This window comes from Comamonas sp. FG99 (assembly GCF_057808605.1).
In genome coordinates, this window is record NZ_JBMDII010000038.1 from 35,389 (window position 1) to 54,292 (window position 18,904).

Here is an 18,904-nt window from a genome sequence, read left to right on the forward strand (position 1 = left end):
CCGGATTTCCTTTGTAGAGTCGCGGCATGAATCTGCGCTTCATAGAAACCTTTGTGCTGCTGGCCGAGCTGCGCAACTTCCGCATGACGGCCGAGCGGCTGTTCACCACGCAGGCCGCCGTCTCCAGCCGCATCGCCACGCTGGAGCAGGAGTTCGGCGTGCGCCTGTTCGACCGCGGCGTGCGCGAGGTCACGCTCACCGCCGACGGCGCCAAGGCGCTGGTGCATGCCGAGCGCATGCTGCGCCTCATGCGCGAGATGCGCGAGGACATGCTCGACAAGCAGGCCTATGCGGGCGTGATCCGCATCGGCGCCATCGAGTCCATCGTGCACAGCTGGTTCCCCGATTTCGTGGCGCTGCTGCAGCGGCGCTATCCGCGGCTGCAGGTCGAGATCGCTTGCGACACCACCATCCACATGTCCGAACAGCTGGCCAAGGGCCAGCTCGATGTGTCGCTGCAGGTGCGGCCGGTGGCGGCCAGCGCGATCGGCAATCTCTCGCTGGGTGAATTCGCGATGGCCTGGGTGGGCAGCCCCAAGCTGGGCATAGGCGACGAGACGCTGAGCCTGACCGAGCTGGCGGCGTTTCCGATCATGAGCTTTGCGCGCGGCTCCAAGCCCTATGCGGTGATCGAGCAGATGTTCTCGACCGAGAGCAGCGCCTCGGTGCACCTGAACTGCATCGCCTCGGTGGCGACCATGATCCGCGTGGTCTGCGACGGCCTGGGCGTGGCCGCCGTGCCCCCGGCCATCATCCAGCGCGAGCTGGCCGAGCAGCGCCTGCGCCTGCTGCGCGTGGACCGCGAGTTTCCGTCGCTGCCGCTGGTGGCCTGCTACCGCAGCGACCACCAGAACCCGCTGGCCGAGGTGGTGGCGCGCGCGGCCGAGGAAGTGGCCACGGCCTTTGCGCTGAACCAGGGGCAGGCGGTGGCGCGGCTGCCGGTTTCCGGCCTGCCGGCGGCGTCTTGAATCAGGCCTGCGCCAGCAGCGGTTCGACGGCCAGCGCCACCGACAGCAGGCGCCGGTCCTGCCCTGCGGTGCCGGCCAGGCTCAGGCCCACCGGCGCCTCGCCGGCGCGGTGGCAGGGCAGCGAGATGGCGCAGCCGTCGAGGAAGTTGACCAGCGTGGGGTTGCGCAGGATCAGGCCGTTGGCGGCGAAATAGACCTCGTCGCTGGCCTCAAGCTCGGCGATCCTCGGCGCCACCACCGGCACCGTGGGCATCAGCAGCAGGTCGTGCCCGGCCAGCTGCGCCTCGACCTGCGCGATCCACTGCCGGCGGCGCGCCAGCAGCTCGATGTAGTCGGCCGCGCTGATGTCCTTGCCGCGCAGGATGCGCGTGCCCACGCGCGGGTCGTATTCGGCCAGGCGCTCGGCAATGTAGCCACGGTGCCAGGCCCAGGCCTCGGCGGCGGTGAAGCCGCCCTTGGCATTGATGCCGGCCAGCTCGCCGAAGGGCGCGACCACGGCATGCGTGATCTGCGCGCCGGCTTGCGACAGCAGCGACAGGGCGCGCTCCCAGGCGGCGGCCACGGTGGCGTCCATGCCGTCCAGCACCACGTTGGTGGGAGCCAGCAGGCGCAGGCCCTGCAGCGGTGCGGCATGCAGCTCGCCCAGTGGCTCGCCCGAGAGGATGGCATCCAGCGTGGCGCAGCAGCGCACGCTGGCCGCCAGCGGGCCGATCGAGTCCAGGTTGGCCGACAGCGGCAGCACGCCTTCCATGGACACGCGCCGCGCGGTGGGCTTGAAGCCCGTGAGGCCGCACAGCGCCGACGGAATGCGCACCGAGCCGCCGGTGTCCGAGCCGATGGCGGCCAGCGCCATGCCATCGGTGACCGAGATCGCCGCGCCCGAAGACGAGCCGCCCGGAATGCGGCCGCCATCGATGTCGCGCTGCCAGGGATTGCGCGGCGTGCCGTAGTGCGGATTGAGCCCCAGGCCCGAGTAGGCGAACTCGGTCATGTTGGTGCTGCCCACGATGACCGCGCCGGCGCGGCGCAGGCGCTGCACTACCTCGGCCGTGCGCTGCGCGGGCGGCGCATCGGCCAGCAGGCGCGAGCCGCCCAGCGTGGGGAAGCCCGCGATGTCGAACAGGTCCTTGACCGAGACCGGCAGGCCCTCGATGGGCGAGCGCGCCAGGCCCGCGGCGCGCAGCGCATCGCTGGCGCGTGCCTCGGCCAGCGCCTGCTCGCGCAGCACGCGGGTGAACACGCGCGGGCCTTCGCCCTGCGCGGCGCGCTCCAGTGCCTGCTCGGCCAGCTGCACGGCGCTGGCCTGGCCTTGGTCCAGGCGTTCACGGGCTTGGGTGAGGGTGAGAGTCATGGGGGCATCCTGTGCTTGGGTTCAGGCGACGATATCGAGCAGCTCGCTGCGGTAGCGGTGGCGGATGCTGCGCTGGCTGCGTGGATCGTACAGCTCCATCGCGAACTGCGTGGCCGGGCGGATGCCGCCGATCGCGGCCAGGGTGCCGCAGGTCATTCCGCAGCCCTCGGGCAGCAGCTGCTTGCCGCCGGTAAAGCCCGCGATCAGGTCCTGCGGCGTGCGCAGGCTGGCGAGCGTGCCTTCCTGGTACAGCAGCTCGCGCCCGTCCTCCGCTATCCACGAGCGCAGCACCAGCTCGTCCCAATGCCCGGCCACGTCGGCAAAGCGCCAGGCCTGGGTGGCCACGGGCTTGACGCAGGCCTGCTTGGAGAAGGCCACGCTGTAGGCCTCGAGCTTGCGGTCGGTGTGGTCCGAGGCCAGGCTCACGAACATCTCGCCGCCATGGGTGAAGACGAAGACCTCGGCCTCGCCCGACGAGTCCGGTCCCAGCACCTGCAGCGCGCTGCGCTGGCTCAGCTGGTTGCTGGCGATGCGGTAGTACAGCGGCACGGCGCTGGGGCGCGGAATGCCGAGCGCGGCCAGCTCCTCGATGTGGTGCTCGATGGCCTCGCGGTCGCGCCCGGCCCAGCCGGCGACGATGAGGGTGTCGAGATCGGGCGCGATGGTCTGGCCATCGGGGATGGTGAATTGCAGTTGCATGGTGAAAAATATGCCGGGTGGAAAAGGCGGGATAGCGCTGCGCGCCAACCTGGATCGGGGCGCGTCATTGCCCCTTCAGGTGGCTCTGAGGACGCTGGAGAAAAATTGGCGCGTGCGCTCGTGGGCAGGAGACTCGAATATTTGCTTCGGAGGCCCTTGTTCGAGAATCACGCCGCCATGTATGTAGATGACACGGTCGGCCACTTCTCTTGCGAAGCCCATTTCGTGGGTAACGATGACCATCGTCATGCCCGACCTGGCGAGATCCCGCATCACGTCGAGCACCTCACTCACCATCTCGGGATCCAGCGCGGAGGTAGGCTCATCGAAAAGCATGACTTTCGGCTCCATCGCAAGCGAGCGGGCGATGGCGACGCGCTGTTGCTGCCCACCGGACAGCTGCGCGGGGTATTTGTGCGCATGCTCGGCAATGTGCACGCGCGACAGCTTCTGCATGGCGAGGTTTTCCGCATCGGCGCGCGCCAGCTTCCTGACCTTGCGCGGCGCCAGCGCTACGTTTTCCACGACCGTCAGGTGCGGAAACAGGTTGAACTGCTGAAATACCATTCCTGCTTCGCGCCGGATTTCTTTCAGTGTGTCCAGCTTGGTGTGTGCCGGATTCAGGCTCAGCCCGTCGATCTCTATGGAGCCGCTGGAATAGTTTTCCAGCCCGTTCATGCATCGGATGAGCGTGGACTTTCCCGATCCGCTCGCGCCGAGGATGACGACGACCTCGCCCTCCCGAATGTCGAGGTCGATGCCCTTGAGCACATGGGTTGCGCCGTAGTGCTTGTGCAGGCGGGAGACTTGGATGATGTCGGCCTTCATGCTATTGCGCCGCCTTTCCTGAACGTCCGGAGAACTGGTTTTTTTCGTACATGGAAATCAAGAACGACAAGACGAGCGTGATCGCGAGGTACATCATCGCAATCATGAAATACACCTCCAGCGCCTTGAATGTTGCCGCGATATAGATCTGGCCTTGGCGTACCAGCTCGCCAATGCCGATGACCGAGAACAAGGATGTGTCCTTGATGCTGGTGATTGCCTGGTTGCCGAGTGCGGGGGTTATGCGCCGCAAGGTTTGCGGCCAGATCACGCTGGTGAAGGTTTGGACGGGGCCCATTCCCAGCGAATAGCCGGCCTCTCTTTGGCCCTTGTCAATGGAGATGATGCCGCCACGCACGACTTCCGATATGTAGGCACCCGAGTTCAGCGCGATGGCGGCAACTGCGGCGGTCAGCGGAGCCAATGGATGGCCGAGGATGGCAGGCAGGCCATAGAACAGGAACAGGACCTGCACGAGCACGGGGCTGCCGCGGAACAGTTCGATATAGGCAATGGCCAGCAGCCGTACGGGCGTGCTTCTGGAGAGTCGAAGCAGGCCGAACAAGACACCCAGCACCATGCCGATGGCGACGCCACTCACCGATATCAGCAGTGTCAGCGGCAGCCCGGATAGCAGGATCGGCAGGCTGGCAATCGCGGCGTGCCAGTCAAATTGAAAGTTCATGATGGACTCGCTTGCACGGCGCGTGATGCGCCGCGCCGTCATTGGGAGGATGGTGCGGTGGAGATCAACGCGCGGATGCCGCAGGGTCGGTGTTGAACCACTTCTTGTAGATGGCGCTGTAGGTGCCGTTTTTCCGCAGGGTATCGAGCGCATGGTTGGTTGGCGCTACCCACTTGCTGTTCTTCTGGAACGCAAAGCCGAATTGCTCGCCGTGGTACAGCGGCCCGACAAGCTTGGCCTTGCCCTTGCCCGAGGTGCCGCTGTAGTAGGCCAGAACGGGCTGGTCGCCGATGACCACATCTGCAGTGCCGGACTGCAGCGCGAGAAAAGCGGCAGCGTATGAGGGATAAGGGACGATGTTGGCGGCAGAGCCGAGTTGCTGCGTGGCGAAGTTGTAGCCGGTCGAGCCCGTCAGCGCGGCAATCGTCTTGCCCTTGGCGGATTCCATGCTGGTCACCGCCGCGTCGCTTTGCTTCACGAGCAGTTGCAAGCCCGAGTCGTAGTAGGGCTGGGTGAAATCGATCACGGTCTTGCGCGCATCTGTGATAGTGATGCTCGATGCGCCGGCGTCGACATTGCCGCTTTGCAAGGCCGGGATGATGCCGGCGAAATCAATGGGCACGATATCCACCTGGTAGCCGGCGATTTTCGCGGCCGCTCGAATGATGTCTACATCGAAGCCTTCCATTTTCCCGGTGCTCGTATTCATGAAGGCAAACGGCTTGAAGCTCGGATCCGATGCGACTTTGACCGTCGGCTCCGCGGCAGCGGCGGCTTGCGGGACCAGCATGGCGCAGCTTGCGATAGCGCAGGCGGTTGCTGCGCGGCAGAGCATGCCTGCGGTAGTTTTCGTGAGGTTCATGGGAGTCCTTGGTTGAGGTCAGGGAAGGGGTGAAAGCAAGACCGGGGGAATGGCCCGCATGGCGGATTCGGCCGCCTGTTGAACGCCGTTGAGGTGGGCGATGAGATCCAGCGTGGTGGATTGCCGGGTGAGCATCAGACAAGTCACGCCATTGTTTCGAACGCGGGTCGCGTGCCATGTGCCCGGGCGCATGCAGATGCCTGTGCCGTTGCGCACGTCAAAGGCCGCGAGCGTGTCCATGTCGGGTACGCCCTCGCTATCGCCGAGGGCGACGACATGGATTACATCGCCATCCAATGGAACGATGGCCTGCTCGGTGAGATGGTGGACCTCCAGTTCGCCGAGGGTTGCCTCGCTGTTTCGATAGCTCACCCAAAGGACTTCGGCATGGCCGCTCTTGCCTGGATTGAATACATGCTCGCTCCGGAAATCGGTCGCCGCATTGGCGAAGGCCACGCTGGCATGGGCCAGTGGCTTTCCCAAGACCCAGCCAAAGGCTGCGAAGCTTGCGGGGGTGAGCGGCCTTACCGCTACCTTCCTGGGTTGCTCTGCCATGGTGTCTCCTGTCTTTTGATCCATGCCACTGGCACACGGTTCGGCCGAAGCGGCTGGCTCGTGTACGCGGGTGGCATCGGGCGCTTGCCCATGTTCTTGTGTCCGCAGTATCGAGAGGCTGGACAGGCCTGTCCAACGGGAAATTCCGAGCGGTGTTGAAAAGAAATTCTTATCGCTCGCCTGGCGCATGCAGGGCAGGCGGCGGCCGATGGCTGGAGTGCGTATGCCCGCTCAGCCGGTTGCTGGCGAGATGCTCGGTCGCTTCCCTGACGAAGAGCACGACCAGAATGGCGGCGAGAAACTCCAGCGTGGCCACGAAGTACAGTCCCGACGACAGCGAGCCGGTGCTGGTCTTGAGCGCGCCGATCATGTAGGGCGCGACGAAGCCGGCCAGGTTGCCGATGGAGTTGATCAGCGCGATGCCGCCCGCGGCCGCGGTGCCGGCGAGAAAGGCCGAGGGGATCGACCAGAACACCGGGAAGGCGGCCAGGATGCCGATGGAGGCCAGCGTCAGCGCGCACAGCGCAAGCAGCGCGTCGTGCAGCAGGGCGCCGGTGAGGATCAGCCCGGCGGCGGCGATCAGCGCGGCGATGGCGCAGTGCATGCGGCGCTCGCCGGTCTTGTCCGAGTGCATGCCGTTCCAGACCATGGCCAGCGTGCCGGCGATAAAGGGAATGGCCGAGACCAGGCCGATCTGCAGGTTGTTCTGGATGCCGATCTCCTTGATGATGGACGGCGACCAGAACGCGATCGTCGCATTGCCGCCAACGATGCAGAAATACACCGCGGCGCACAGCCACACGCGGTAGTTGCGGCAGGCAGCGCCGAACGAATGCTGCTTGTGGCCCTGCTGGCTCTCTGCGGCCACGGCGGCGGTGACCGCGCGCTGCTCGGCCGCGCTCAGCCACTTGGCGTTCTCGGGCCGCTCGGGCAGCCAGGCCAGCACGAAGAAGCCGGCGATCACCGAGGGGATGCCCTCCAGGATGAACAGCCACTGCCAGTTGGACAGGTGGCCCACGCCCTGCATGCCGTTCATGATGGCGCCCGCGACCGGGCCGCCCACGGCGCCGGCAATCGCGAACGAGGTCATGAACAGGCCGTTGACGCGCGCCCGGTGGCGCGCCGGGAACCAGTAGGTCAGGTACAGCACCACGCCGGGAAAAAAGCCCGCCTCGACCACGCCCAGCACGAAGCGCAGCACGTAGAACATGGTGGGCGTGCTCACGCAGGCCATGGCCATCGAGGCCGCGCCCCAGAGGATGGTGATGCGCGCCAGCGTCTTGCGCGCGCCGATCTTCTCCAGCAGCAGGTTGCTCGGCACCTCGAAGAGAAAGTAGCCGATGAAGAAGATGCCTGCGCCCAGGCCGTAGATGGCTTCGCTGAACTGCAGGTCCTGCAGCATCTGCAGCTTGGCGAAGCCCACGTTCACGCGGTCTATCCAGGCCAGGATGAAGAGTAGGACCAGGAAGGGGATCAGCCGCCAGGCGATCTTGCGGTAGGCGGCGTCCATGTCGGGATGCGCCGCATCGCCGGCGAGGCCGGGATTGGGGGGGTGGGGGTGGGTGGCAGTCGGGCTGCTCATGCTGTCTCCTGTGGGCTGTCGGTGCGCGGTGGAAGCGCGGGCGGGGCCCGTGTTCCGGTGGCTGCAGTATCGAAAGCCGGGGGGAGACTGTCCAACGAGAAATTCTGAGCGGCAGCGAACAGAATTTCTTATGGCCCGCGCCGTGGCCGGCGCGGGCAGGCGACGCTCAGCAGGTGGTCGGCGCCGGGCGCGGCGCGCGCAGCGGCTGCTTCCACAGCTCGGCCAGCAGCAGGCCGGCAATGGTCAGCGCACCGCCCAGCGCGTGGTAGGGCGCCAGCGGCTCGCCGAGCGCGGCCACCGCGATCAGCGCGGTGAAGATCGGCGTCAGGTTGAAGAACATGCTCGCACGGCTGGGGCCGATGCGCGCCACCGCGGTCATCCACAGCAGCGGCGCGGCGATCGAGGCCATGATGCCGGCAAAGCCCACCAGCGGCAGGTTGGCCGCGTTCAGCCCGGTCTTGGGCGACAGCAGGTACAGCGGCAGCTGCGCCACCACCGCCACCAGGATCTGCAGGTACAGCAGCTGCACCGTGGCCACCTGCGGCATGGCCCAGCGCTTGAGCAGGATGTTGTAGACCGCATAGGCCAGCATGGCAATGAACATCAGCGCATCGCCGCCATTGAGCCCCTGGGTGAGCAGGCTGGCCGGATCGCCCGACGACACCACCAGCGACACGCCCGCGATCGCCAGCAGGCAGCCCAGCACCGCGCCCCAGCTCAGGCGCTGGCCCAGCAGCGCGGTGGACAGCGCCAGCACCATCATCGGCGTGAGCGAGCCGATGATGCCCATGTGCGTGGCCGAAGTCATGTGGGCCGCATAGTAGGCCAGGCTCTGGTAGATCACCATGCCCAGCAGGCCCAGCACCAGCAGGCGCGGCAGCAGCGGCCTGATCCGGGCGCGCTGGCGCCAGATCGACGGCAGCAGGAAGGGCGTGAACAGCAGCGCCGCCACCAGCCAGCGGAAAAAGCCGATCTCGGCCGCGCCTATGCTGCCGGCAGCCAGCTTGCTGACCACCGTGTTGATCGACCAGATCAGCACCGCGGTCAGCGGAAAAAGATAAGACCCCATCGCCATACTCCTCAGACTGGCCGCTATCATCGCTCTGTCCGAATCAAAGTGCATTGCTGGTTTCGGACAAGCGATAGCGCAAGTCGGACCTTCCCCATGCCGGGCGGCTGGACGGCCGGCTCTCGCGGGAGTAGGATTGAATCCCATTGTCTTCAAGCACCGAGCATGCGAACCACCCAGCAGATGAGCATCACCTTGCCCAATGAAATGGCGGATGCCGTGCGCTCCAAGGTGCGCTCTGGCGAATACGCCAGCGAAAGCGAAGTGATCCGGGACGGCCTGCGCGCATTGATGGCGCGCGATCGCGCGGTGGAGCACTGGCTGCATGCCCAGGTCGGGCCGGCCTACGATGCGCTCAAGGCAGATCCCGGCCGTGCGGTCACTGCAGATCAGCTGCGGGCCCGCCTGGCGGCCGAGTACGCGAAGGCGTGATGGGTTATCGGGTCGTCTTCTCACCTGAGGCGGAGGGCCAGCTTGTCGAGTTGTACCGCTACATCTCGCAGGCAGCATCTGCTGCTGTTGCTGCCCGCTATGCCAGTGCCATCGTGGACTATTGCGAGAGCCTGGGTACCTTCCCGCACCGTGGCGCGCGGCGAGATGATGTGCGGCCCGGCCTGCGGATCACGAATTACCGAAAGCGTGCCGTGATCGCTTTCGAAGTGGTCGCGGAAGTGGTATACGTCATTGGCATTTTCTACGGAGGCCGAGACTACGAAGGCATCCTGCAGGATGGCCAGGACACTGGCAACACAGGGCACTGATCCGTCAAGTACAGCCTGCTTTCCACTCGATACCCCGTCCGCAGTCCTATGCCCAGCCAACGCCAGCCCATGCGCATCCAGAACGTCGAGCAGGTGCAGGGCCAGTATTTCTTCCGCTATGACGAGTTCGGCGCCCACACCGAGGCGCCGCCGCACAGCCACAGCTGGGGGCATCTGAACTATGCGCTGCGCGGCAGCATGCGCATGGAGACGGAGCAGGGCCACTGGGTCTCGCCGCCGCAATACGGGGTGTGGATACCGCCGGGCGTGGTGCATGGCTGCTATGTGACGCAGGCGGTGGTCTACCGCTCGGTCTACCTGGCGCCGGCCTTGTGCGCGGCGCTGCCGGCGCAGCCTTGTTCGCTGCGCATCGGGCCGATCGTGCGGGCCATCCTGGCCGACTTTGCCGCGCGCGAGTTGCACGAGCCGCGCAGCGACGCCGACCTGCGCCTGGCGCGCGTGCTCTACGACCAGCTGCTGGCGGTGCCGGTGGAGTCCGGCTACCTGCCGGCGGCCGAGCATCCGGCGCTGGTGCAGGTGCTGGAGGCCATGCGCGCCGCGCCGCACGACCACCGCAGCCTGGCCGCCTGGGCCGACAGCGTGCACCTGACCGAGCGCACGCTGGCGCGCCACTGCCAGCGCGAGCTGGGCATTAGCCTGGGCGAGTGGCGCCAGCGCATGCGCTACCTGCAGGCGATAGACGCGCTGGAGGCCGGCGCTAGTGTGCAGAGCATTGCCTACGACCTGGGCTACGGCACGCCCTCGGCCTTCATCGCCATGTTCCAGCGCGAGGCTGGCATGTCGCCCGAGCAATTTCGCCGCGAGTTCTGTGCCGCGTAGGATAATGCCGTCTGTGAAGCCTGCCAGACCGCCGCTGGTGCAAGCGTGGAAACACCGCACTGGAGGAACGTCCGGACTGCACAGGACAGCGTAGCAGCTAACGGCTGCCCACCGCGAGGTGAGGATCAGAGCAACAGAGACGAGTTTGAGCGCGACGTAGCCACGGAGTGTTCTATGGTGTCGCGGCGAAAGCCGCGACGGCTGGCGCAAGCCAGGCATGCAAGGCGCAAGCCTTGCATGCACCATAGCCACCTTGAGGCGCGTGGCGCCTCAAGGTGAAACGGGCAATCTCTACGCGCAGCAATACCAAGTAGGCCAGCGTTGATGTGGTTCCGCAGAGCTGGCGGGTAGGTAGCATCGAGCCGTGGTGGCGACACCCGGCCCAGAGTAATGGCGGTCACGCCGCGGGCAACCGCGGTGCACAGAATCCGGCTTATCGGCAGACTTCACACCTTCTTCAACGCCCGCATTCCGGCGCCTGCCCCTGCGCCAGCGCCTGGGCACGCTGCTGGGTGTCGGGGTGGCTGCTGAGCCACGAGGGCCAGGCGGATTTGCGGGCCGGCCCGGGCGGCGGCTTGTGGCCGTCGGGCCGGCCGGGCGGGTCTTGCTCGGCCAGCGCCAGCAGCAGCGCGCCCATGGGCTGCGTGGGTCGGCCCAGGGCCCGCAGGTGGCCGATGGCGAAGCAGTCGGCCTCGGTTTCGTGGCTGCGCCGGTAGGCCAGGCCGGTCAGCAGCGTGCTGCCGTAGTTCACCACCCACGATACATCGCCCAGCGCCAGGCCCAGGCCGGTGTTGAGCACGCCTTGCTCGATCACCAGGCGCGTGCCGTGGCGCTGCAGCACATGGCCGGCCTCGTGCGCGAGCACGCCGAGGATCGCGTCGTCGGGCAGATTGCGCTTGGCGGCCAGCTGTACCAGCGCGTCGGACACCACCACCGTGCCGCCGGGCAGCGCAAACGCATTCGCCGGCAGGCCGCTGCGAAACAGCAGCCGGATCGGCGGCCGGTAGCCGGGATAGCGCAGCAGCTGCTGCGGCCACCGGGCCTGCATGGCGCTGAACTGCTGCTGCAGCGCCTGCTGGCGCGCGGCGTCCAGCTTGCTGGGCTTGAGCAGCGGTCCGTCCAGCTGCGCCATCACCCTTGCGGTGAGGGCCTGCTCCCAGCCCAGCGGCACATGGGCGGCCAGCTGGCCGGCCAGCCACGGCGTGCCGTGGCGATAGAAGAGGAGCAGCGCGGCGGCGGCCAGGGCCAGGCCGGCCAGCAGGTAGCTCCAGCGGCTTTGCATGCGCTGCGCCATGCTGTCGCGGCCGCCGGCGGCCTCGAAGGCGGCCTGCCACTGCGCCGCGTCGTCGATCTCGATGCTGCCCGCCTGGCGCAGGTTGACGATCGGCCTGGAGGGCGGGCAGCGCGGGCTCCAGGCTTCGGGCCAGATGAGCTGCGATGCGGCAAAGCTCTGCGCGCCGGCCTGGGTGTGCACCAGCAGCCGCGGGCCTTGCGCGGACGGCTCCAGCTGCAGCAGCACCGGCTGGGCCTTGCTGCTGATGCCGTCGAACCAGTAGCCGCTCAGCAGCAGGGGCGCGGGGCTGTCGGCCATCGCTCAGCCGATGAAGTCCAGCCCCGCCGCATCGACCAGGGCATCGCCCAGGCCGTGCTCCTGCTGCTCCAGCAGCTGGCCGCGGATGTCGTCCAGATCGCCGCTGAGGTGCATGGTGAGCGAGTTGAAGCGCATCGCGTATTCGCTGGTGCGCGCCAGCGGCCGGTAAAAGCCCAGCGTGACCAGGTTGAGCGCGGCATTTTTCAGCTTGAGCCGCATATAGGCCGGCACCGACAGCGTGGACTCGAAGTGCGCCAGCTGGCCGATGCGGATGTGGTTCCACAGCAGCTTGAACATGGCGGCTTGCTTGTAGGCCAGCGCGGGCAGCAGGGTGACGATGAGCAGCAGGAACATCAGCAGCACCATCAGCAGGATGCCGAAGATGCTGATGAACAGGGCTTGCACCTGGGGGACGTTCTTGACGACGAGGTACAGCAGCGCGCTCGCGGCCGCGTAGCAGGCGACGGCCGTGGCGATCGCGATGACGATGGCGCGCAGCCAGACGCCGGCGAGCTGCGGGTAGCGCGCCTCCCAGCGGCCTTGCTCCTGGCCGATGAAGCTGTGCTGCAGCAGCAGGCGCTTGTAGTTGTAGTCCAGCTGGATCGCGCACAGCAGGCTCGCCAGGAACATCGCGGCCAGGCCGCCGAGCAGGGGCCAGGAGGGGCGGGCGGGCGGCATGGGCTTGTCGCCCACGGCGAGGTTGAGCGCGACCCAGGCCAGCGCGACCACGAACATCGGCCAGCTGGCGGTGTAGACCTGCTTCCAGTCCGGCAGGAAGTGCATGCGCAGGCCGCGCCAGCGGGTGTTGCCCAGGCGAAAGCGCATGGCGCTGGCCCACAGGTAGGGCGCCAGCGCGGCAAGGCACAGGACCAGCAGCGCCGAGAGCACGTGGTGGCCGGTGTTTTGCGCGATCTGGCTGGCCGCCGTCAGGCCCACGATCAGCAGGAAGCCCAGGAACATCCGCAGCTTTCTGGCGACGAACTCGAAGCTGCTGCCCGCCAGCGCGGTGTGGTTCAGGAAGTAGGCCAGCGTGCGCCAGCGCGCGAACGGCGTGTACAGCCCCAGGGTGACGATGGTCAGCAGCAGGTTGACCAGCCAGACGCGGAAGTAGCCGCGGCCACTGCCTTCGAATTGCACGCCGTACGCGCTGGTGTGCGCATCGAAGGGCGTGGGCTGGGTGGGCGATACGGAATGCGGCGGCGCTGCCGCCTCCTGCAGCGGCATGGATAGATTCAAAGACATGGTTCTCCCTCTCTTGGAGCAACCAGTGTAGCCATCAGTAAATCAATGTGGTGTTTTTCGTAAAGATTCTCATTACGTTTTTGCTTGGATTGTTGTTAAATTCAAAATCAATAGCTTGTATCTATTGTTGCGCTTGACTTTTGAATCGATTTGATATGGAAATCGTTTACCAGTCGGCGCTGGCAGCTCTGGTTTTTGCAGAGCGGCCGAGCTGGGGCGCCGTTAGAACCTGTTCACGATCTCTACGATGCCGCGCCAGTGCATTTGCGGGCGCCCGGCTAGGGGATGGGATGCAAGGCGCGATACCGCAGCAATAGCCCAGCTATTGCGAGGATTCGCGCGGCCGGCGAGGCAACGCCGCAGACCGCCCGCAAATACACTGGCCCTAAGGGTTGGGACGCAATCGGGCGATTGCTTCGCGCTGCGTCTTGCATGCACACCAGTGCATGCTGCGCCACATCGACTCGCACTCATCCCGATTGCGTCTGCAACGCGGCTGCGTAGAGATCGTGAACAGGTTCTTAGAAGCGTTCCCAGGGCTGCAGGCTGCGCCATTGCCCTTCGGGCAGTTTGGCCAGCGGCAGCCGCCCGATGCGGATGCGCTTGAGCGCCACCACCGACAGGCCCACCGCCTCGCACATGGAGCGTACCTGGCCGGGGCGGATGCCCTGCAGCGCAAAGCGCAGGCGCCGCTCGCTTTGCCAGCTGACCTTGATGGGCGGCAGCGGCCGGCCGTTGAAGCTCAGGCCGTGGCAGAGCTTTTGCAGGCCGCCTTCGGCGATTTCGCCGGCCACTTCCACGATGCATTCCTGCTCCAGGGTCTCGATGTCTTCGGTGAGCTTGCGCGCCACGCGCCAGTCTTGCGTGTAGACCACCAGGCCGCAGGCCTCGGTGGGCAGCGGCGTGACGCATTCGAGCTGGCGCAGGTGCCGCTGCCGCAGCGGCGGGCCGCCGCCGCTGTACTCGGTGTCGGCGCGCAGCAGCGAAAGCGCGGCGGGCGCGCCCTGGCTGCGGCTGCCGTGGGCGGGGCTGGCGCCGGCGGCCTGGCCGTGGGGGCCGCCCAGGCCGGCCTCGTAGCCGGCGGGCTTGTGCAGGATGAAGGTGGCGGGCGGCAGCTCTTCGGCGCGCGCGCCGGGCGCCAGCGCCACCTGCTGCTGCGGCGCCACGCGCGCGCCCGGCAGCTCGACGAGCGTGCCGTCCACGCTGACCCAGCCGCCCTCGATATACAGCTCGGCTTCGCGGCGCGAGCAGCCGAGCTGCTGCGCCAGGCGTTTGGACAGGCGGATTTCGTTGGTGGCGTTCATGTCGGTCATCTGCGTTGCCCCGGCATGCATGCCATGCCTTGGGGCAGGCAGCGCGCTCAGCGGGGGGCGGCTATCTTACCGTGCGAATGTGCTCGACATGCGCGAGCAGCGAGCGCATCGCCGCGGGCCACAGCCGCGGCGGCGTGTCGGCATAGGCGAGGCGCACCCAGTCGTCGGGTGTGCCGTCGGGCGCGGCGGCCATGGCGGCGCGCACTTTTTCCTCGCGCGCCAGGCGGTGGGCGCGCAGGTGGGCGATGATGCGGCGCGGCTGCTGCAGCGCATAGCCGTGGGCCGGCAGGATAAAGTCTATGCCGCCCTGCTCGCAGGCGGCATCCAGCCTGGCCAGCGAGGCCAGGTAGTCGTGCATGTTGCCGTCGGGCGGATCGATGATGGTGGTGCTGCCGTTGAGGATGTGGTCGCCGCTGAAGAGCAGGCCATCTTCCTCCAGCACCAGGCAGACGTGGTTGGCCGCATGGCCGGGCGTGTGGATGGCGCGCAGCGTGTGCGAGTACTCGGGGCCGCCTGGGTGGGGCAGGGCGAGGCGCTGGCCGTCCGAAAGCACCTGGTCGGGCCGGAACTGGCTGGCTGGGCGCGCGGTGCTGGCCGAGGGCAGGCCCCAGATCACCGGCGCGGGCCGGCCGCTGGCGGCCACCAGGGCCTGCAGCGGCGCGGCGCCGGGCGAGTGGTCGGCATGCGAGTGGGTGCAGACGATGGCGCGGATGTCGCCGCCCGCGGCATCGAACAGGCGCTGCTGGTGCTCGGGCTGGTTCGGGCCGGGGTCGATCGCGATGTAGCCAGTGGCCGCATCGCCGACCAGGTAGCTGTTGGTGCCGGGGCCGGTCATCACGCCGGGGTTGGCGGCGGTGAGTCGCAGCAGGTTCCTGGCGAGCGGCACCGCCCGCTCATGCTGCCAGTCGATGGGCGGCTGCATCTGGCCGTCGGGGCTGACCAGGGCCAGCTCGCCGTAGGCGCTCTCGTGCTCCATGAAGCGGGTGAGCTCGCCCTGCTTCATGGCCTTGCGCGGCAGGCAGCGCCACAGCGGCTGGCCCGGCGGCTGGGCCTGCAGCACGTCGAGCACCGCCTGCGCCGTGGGGTAGCGGCCGAGGTGGCGGAAGGTCTCGATGGTGGGGAACATCAGGCTCAGCGTGCCGTCTGCCGCGTGCCGCAGCGCATCGGCGGGTGTGATCCACAGCGTCTCGAACTGCTCGGCCTCGTCGGCCACGGCGGTCTGGCCCTCGGGCATGCGGGCGGCGAGGAAGGGCACGTCGAAGCGGATTTTCATCTCCAGCGGCGTGATCCAGTGCGCCAGCATCCACAGCGCATCGGCGGCGAGCGTCAGGCCCTGCTGCCGGCACTGGGGCAGCAGCGGCCGGGCGCGGTCGATGCGCTCCAGGTCCGCCTGGCTGGCCCAGCGGCCATCGGCGTGGCGCGCCAGCAGGATGCCCAGCTCCTCGAAGGTCTCGCGGATCGCGGCCTGCGCGATGGTGAGCTCGGCGGTGCCCTGCTGCGCGCGGGCGGCGAGCTGCTCGTGGTGCAGCGCATCGTCGGCATCGATCGAGCCGCCCGGAAAGACGTAGTTGCTGGCCGCGAAGCGCGCCTTGTCGGAGCGGCGCGAGATCAGCACCTCCAGCCGCGTGGCGCCCGCGCCGCCCGCGGGGTCGGGCGCGTCGCGCAGCAGCAGCAGGGTGGAGGCCGGGCGCGCTGGAGAGGGGGATACCTGGGGCTGGAGCAGCTGGTGGGGGCGGGTCATGGCCGCATTATGGAGATTTGCGCGCGGCCGCGCTGTCACCCATGCTGCCGGGGTATCGCCGGGCCGCGATAATGCGCCCATGGATATCCGCTTTACCAAGATGCAGGGCGCCGGCAACGACTTCGTGGTGCTGGACGAAACCCGCGCGCGCCTGAACCTGCGCGAGGACCAGTACCGCTTTCTGGCGGATCGGCATTTCGGCGTGGGCGCCGACCAGATCCTGACGGTGCGGCCTTCGCCGGGCGAGGGCATCGATTTCGAATACGTCATCCACAACGCCGACGGCGGCGAGGTGGAGCAGTGCGGCAACGGCGCGCGCTGTTTTGCGCGCTATGTGCACGACAAGGGGCTGACCGCCAAGAGCGCGATCCGCGTGCAGACGCGCGCCGGCGTGATCCTGCCCGAGCTGGCGGCCGACGGCCGCGTCACGGTCGACATGGGGCAGCCGCGCCTGGCGCCCGAGCAGCTGCCGTTCGACACGGCGGGCCTGCAGCCGCAGACACAGAATCTTGCACAAAAATGGCCGCTGGCCCTTGGCAGCGAAGCGCAGGCAGCTACTATTTCTGTAGTCGCCGTGTCCATGGGCAATCCGCACGCGGTCACGCTGGTGGCCGATGTGGACACCGCGCCGGTCGCGCAGCAGGGGCCGCTGGTTGAGTCGCATGCGCGTTTCGCGCAGCGGGTGAATGCGGGCTTCTTGCAGGTGCAGGATGCCCACCATGCGCGGCTGCGCGTCTACGAGCGCGGCGCGGGCGAGACGCTGGCCTGCGGCAGCGGCGCCTGCGCGGCGGTGGTGGCCGGCATCCAGCTGGGCCTGCTGCAGTCGCCGGTGGATGTGCAGATGCGCGGCGGCCTGCTCACCATCGCCTGGGGCGGGCGGGAAAGCGATCCGGTGATGATGACCGGGCCGGCCACGACCGTATTCGAAGGGCAGATACAGATCCCGGATTGAAGCCATGAACAGCAACGAAACCGTTCCCCCGATCACCGAAGAAGACATTGCCGAATACCTGCAGAACACGCCCGAGTTCTTCGTGCGCCATGCCCAGGTGCTGGCCACGGTGCAGATCGTCAGCCCGCACAGCCACCGCGCGGTGAGCCTGCAGGAGCGCCAGGCCGAGATGCTGCGCGAGAAGATCAAGGCGCTGGAGCACCGCATCATGGACCTGATGCGCAACGGCAGCCAGAACCACCACACGGTGGACCGCATCCACAACTGGGCCTGCGAGGTGACCCGCACGCGCAATCCGGCGCAGCTGCCGCAGGCCATCGTGCAGGGGCTGCGCGAGCATTTCGAGGTGCCGCAGGCCGCCATCAGGCTGTGGGATGTGAACGAAAGCTACCTGCACGAGGCCTTCGCGCATGGCGCGAGCGACGACGCCCGCAGCTTCGCCGGCTCGCTCACCGCGCCGTACTGCGGCCCGAACATGGGCGTCGAGGCGGAGCAGTGGCTGCCCGATGCGCAGCACATGCAATCGGTGGTGCTGCTGCCGCTGCGCGACGGCCCGCTCGAATCCGACTCTCCCGCCTGGGGCCTGCTGGTCATGGGCTCGCCCGACCCCGAACGCTTCGGTGCGCAGATGAGCACCGACTTCCTCGCCCGCATCGGCGAGCTCTCCAGCGGCCTGCTGTCGCGGCTGCGCTGAGCGGCATGCGCGCGGCGGCGGCCCCACCCGTGACGCTGGAGCCCGAGATGCTCCGGTACCTGGAGCATGTGCGGGTCGAAAAGCGCCTGGCCGAGCGCACGCAGATCCTGTATGCGCTGGACATGGAGCGGTTGCAGGCCATGGCGCAGGCCATCCAGGTGCCGGTGCTGCAGCTGCAGGCCGCGCACATCCGCCGCTTCGTCGCGCAGCTGCATGGCGCCGGCCGCAGTGGCCGCGGCATTGCGCTGATTCTCTCGGGCTGGCGCGGCTTCTTCGCCTGGGCCGGGCGCGAAGGCCTGGTGGCCCACAACCCGGTGCAGGACGTGCGCGCGCCCAAGGCCCCCAAGCCCTTGCCCAAGGCGCTCGCGGTAGACGACGCGGTGCGCTTCGCCGAGCATGCGCCGCAGGGCGGCGATCCCTGGGTGGCGGCGCGCGACCAGGCCATGGTCGAGCTGCTCTATGGCAGCGGCCTGCGCGTGGGCGAGCTGGCGGGGCTGGATGTGGGCGCCAGTGCCCAGGGCGAGCGCGCCGGCCGCGGCTGGGTCGACCTGGATGGCGCCGAAGTCCATGTGCTGGGCAAGGGCAGCAAGCGCCGCACCGTGCCGGTGGGCCGCGCCGCGCTGGCCGCGCTGCGGGCCTGGCTGCAGCTGCGCGGCAGCAACCCGGCCGCCGCGGGCGAGGCGGCGCTGTTCATCGGCGTGCGCGGCGCGCGGCTGTCGGCCACCAGCATCTGGCAGCGGCTGCGCGAGCGCAGCCTGCAGGCGGGCATGACCACGCCGGTGCATCCGCACATGCTGCGGCATTCGTTCGCCAGCCATGTGCTGCAGTCCAGCCACGACCTGCGCGCGGTGCAGGAGTTGCTGGGCCATGCCAGCATCACCACCACGCAGGTCTACACGCGGCTCGATTTCCAGCACCTGGCGCAGGTCTACGACCAGGCGCACCCAAGGGCGCGCAAGAAGAGCTAGCCCCCGCGCTGGGCGCCGCGCAAGGGGGCTCAGCGCAGCGGGCAAGCGCAGGGCCTTGTTTTGAGGCCGGAGGCCGGGACTCGCCCCGGCGGGCGAGGTACTTTCTTGTCCCGCCACAAGAAAGTACCCAAAGAAAGGCGCCCCGGCTATCCGTGACCCCAGCGCCTGAAGGCGCTGGGGCAAGCTGCGATGCTCGGGCACGG

Annotated in this window: 18 protein-coding genes, 1 other RNA gene and 1 pseudogene; 8 read left to right on the forward strand and 12 right to left on the reverse strand. The window is 67.8% G+C overall.

Going from position 1 to position 18,904, the window contains the following annotated elements; translation table 11 throughout:
* The first annotated feature begins 26 nt into the window (after window positions 1-26).
* The gene (locus ACODRX_RS20990) at window positions 27-968 is read left to right on the forward strand and encodes a LysR family transcriptional regulator (protein WP_488873482.1); all 942 of its coding nucleotides are present in this window, start codon (window positions 27-29) and stop codon (window positions 966-968) included.
* Window position 969: 1 nt separating this feature from the next.
* On the opposite strand, the gene ACODRX_RS20995 is transcribed toward ACODRX_RS20990, so the two are convergent.
* The 8 genes and pseudogenes from ACODRX_RS20995 to ACODRX_RS21030 all read right to left on the reverse strand — a co-directional run bounded on the left by ACODRX_RS20995 (window position 970) and on the right by ACODRX_RS21030 (window position 8,599).
* Window positions 970-2,319 carry an amidase gene (locus ACODRX_RS20995; RefSeq protein ID WP_488873483.1) on the reverse strand — a complete coding sequence of 450 codons (1,350 nt, stop codon included), beginning with the start codon at window positions 2,317-2,319 and terminating at the stop codon, window positions 970-972.
* A 21-nt stretch (window positions 2,320-2,340) separates the two neighbouring features.
* Window positions 2,341-3,018, reverse strand: coding sequence for a DUF2848 domain-containing protein (locus ACODRX_RS21000; protein ID WP_488873484.1), 678 nt, complete (start codon window positions 3,016-3,018; stop codon window positions 2,341-2,343).
* Window positions 3,019-3,093: 75 nt separating this feature from the next.
* Window positions 3,094-3,846: an amino acid ABC transporter ATP-binding protein gene (locus tag ACODRX_RS21005; RefSeq protein WP_488873485.1), complete on the reverse strand. Its 753-nt coding sequence runs from the start codon at window positions 3,844-3,846 to the stop codon at window positions 3,094-3,096.
* A gap of 1 nt (window position 3,847) precedes the next feature.
* On the reverse strand, window positions 3,848-4,531 hold the full coding sequence (locus ACODRX_RS21010; RefSeq protein WP_488873486.1) for an amino acid ABC transporter permease: 684 nt from the start codon (window positions 4,529-4,531) through the stop codon (window positions 3,848-3,850).
* A 64-nt stretch (window positions 4,532-4,595) separates the two neighbouring features.
* On the reverse strand, window positions 4,596-5,393 hold the full coding sequence (locus tag ACODRX_RS21015) for a transporter substrate-binding domain-containing protein (RefSeq protein ID WP_488873487.1): 798 nt from the start codon (window positions 5,391-5,393) through the stop codon (window positions 4,596-4,598).
* A gap of 18 nt (window positions 5,394-5,411) precedes the next feature.
* Window positions 5,412-5,948, reverse strand: coding sequence for an ureidoglycolate lyase (locus tag ACODRX_RS21020; RefSeq protein ID WP_488873488.1), 537 nt, complete (start codon window positions 5,946-5,948; stop codon window positions 5,412-5,414).
* 262 nt (window positions 5,949-6,210) lie between these two features.
* Window positions 6,211-7,530: pseudogene (locus ACODRX_RS21025) on the reverse strand (MFS transporter); the annotation flags it as partial.
* A 166-nt stretch (window positions 7,531-7,696) separates the two neighbouring features.
* On the reverse strand, window positions 7,697-8,599 hold the full coding sequence (locus ACODRX_RS21030; RefSeq protein WP_488873489.1) for a DMT family transporter: 903 nt from the start codon (window positions 8,597-8,599) through the stop codon (window positions 7,697-7,699).
* A gap of 165 nt (window positions 8,600-8,764) precedes the next feature.
* On the opposite strand from ACODRX_RS21030, the gene ACODRX_RS21035 reads away from it, so the two are divergent.
* From ACODRX_RS21035 to rnpB, 4 genes are all read left to right on the forward strand, one after another.
* Entirely contained in the window at window positions 8,765-9,031 is a 267-nt protein-coding gene (locus ACODRX_RS21035) for a ribbon-helix-helix domain-containing protein (RefSeq protein ID WP_488873490.1), read from the forward strand.
* Complete coding sequence (locus ACODRX_RS21040) at window positions 9,031-9,360, forward strand: type II toxin-antitoxin system RelE/ParE family toxin (RefSeq protein ID WP_488873491.1); 330 nt, start codon at window positions 9,031-9,033, stop codon at window positions 9,358-9,360. Before ACODRX_RS21035 ends, ACODRX_RS21040 begins: the two co-directional genes overlap by 1 nt.
* Before the next feature lie 48 nt (window positions 9,361-9,408).
* On the forward strand, window positions 9,409-10,200 hold the full coding sequence (locus ACODRX_RS21045) for an AraC family transcriptional regulator (protein WP_488873492.1): 792 nt from the start codon (window positions 9,409-9,411) through the stop codon (window positions 10,198-10,200).
* A 15-nt stretch (window positions 10,201-10,215) separates the two neighbouring features.
* An RNA gene (gene rnpB, locus ACODRX_RS21050) (RNase P RNA component class A) lies at window positions 10,216-10,652 on the forward strand.
* 5 nt (window positions 10,653-10,657) lie between these two features.
* Here rnpB and ACODRX_RS21055 read toward each other — a convergent pair.
* The 4 genes from ACODRX_RS21055 to ACODRX_RS21070 form a co-directional block, all read right to left on the reverse strand.
* Window positions 10,658-11,791 carry a M48 family metallopeptidase gene (locus ACODRX_RS21055; RefSeq protein ID WP_488873493.1) on the reverse strand — a complete coding sequence of 378 codons (1,134 nt, stop codon included), beginning with the start codon at window positions 11,789-11,791 and terminating at the stop codon, window positions 10,658-10,660.
* A gap of 3 nt (window positions 11,792-11,794) precedes the next feature.
* A complete protein-coding gene (locus tag ACODRX_RS21060) occupies window positions 11,795-13,033 on the reverse strand; it encodes a YjgN family protein (RefSeq protein ID WP_488873494.1) in 1,239 nt (412 codons plus the stop codon).
* A 521-nt stretch (window positions 13,034-13,554) separates the two neighbouring features.
* Window positions 13,555-14,346 (reverse strand): RNA pseudouridine synthase, encoded by a 792-nt coding sequence (locus tag ACODRX_RS21065; protein WP_488873495.1) that lies wholly within the window; start codon window positions 14,344-14,346, stop codon window positions 13,555-13,557.
* Between the two features lie 61 nt (window positions 14,347-14,407).
* Window positions 14,408-16,087, reverse strand: coding sequence for an MBL fold metallo-hydrolase (locus ACODRX_RS21070; RefSeq protein ID WP_488873496.1), 1,680 nt, complete (start codon window positions 16,085-16,087; stop codon window positions 14,408-14,410).
* A gap of 79 nt (window positions 16,088-16,166) precedes the next feature.
* Between ACODRX_RS21070 and dapF the strand changes: the two genes are divergently transcribed.
* Genes dapF through ACODRX_RS21085 form a run of 3 tightly spaced genes read left to right on the forward strand, consistent with a single transcriptional unit; the run spans window position 16,167 to window position 18,701 of the window.
* A complete protein-coding gene (dapF, locus tag ACODRX_RS21075; protein WP_488873497.1) occupies window positions 16,167-17,039 on the forward strand; it encodes a diaminopimelate epimerase in 873 nt (290 codons plus the stop codon).
* A 4-nt stretch (window positions 17,040-17,043) separates the two neighbouring features.
* On the forward strand, window positions 17,044-17,733 hold the full coding sequence (locus ACODRX_RS21080; RefSeq protein WP_488873498.1) for a DUF484 family protein: 690 nt from the start codon (window positions 17,044-17,046) through the stop codon (window positions 17,731-17,733).
* Window positions 17,734-17,738: 5 nt separating this feature from the next.
* Window positions 17,739-18,701 (forward strand): tyrosine recombinase XerC, encoded by a 963-nt coding sequence (locus tag ACODRX_RS21085; protein WP_488873499.1) that lies wholly within the window; start codon window positions 17,739-17,741, stop codon window positions 18,699-18,701.
* Window positions 18,702-18,904: the final 203 nt, after the last annotated feature.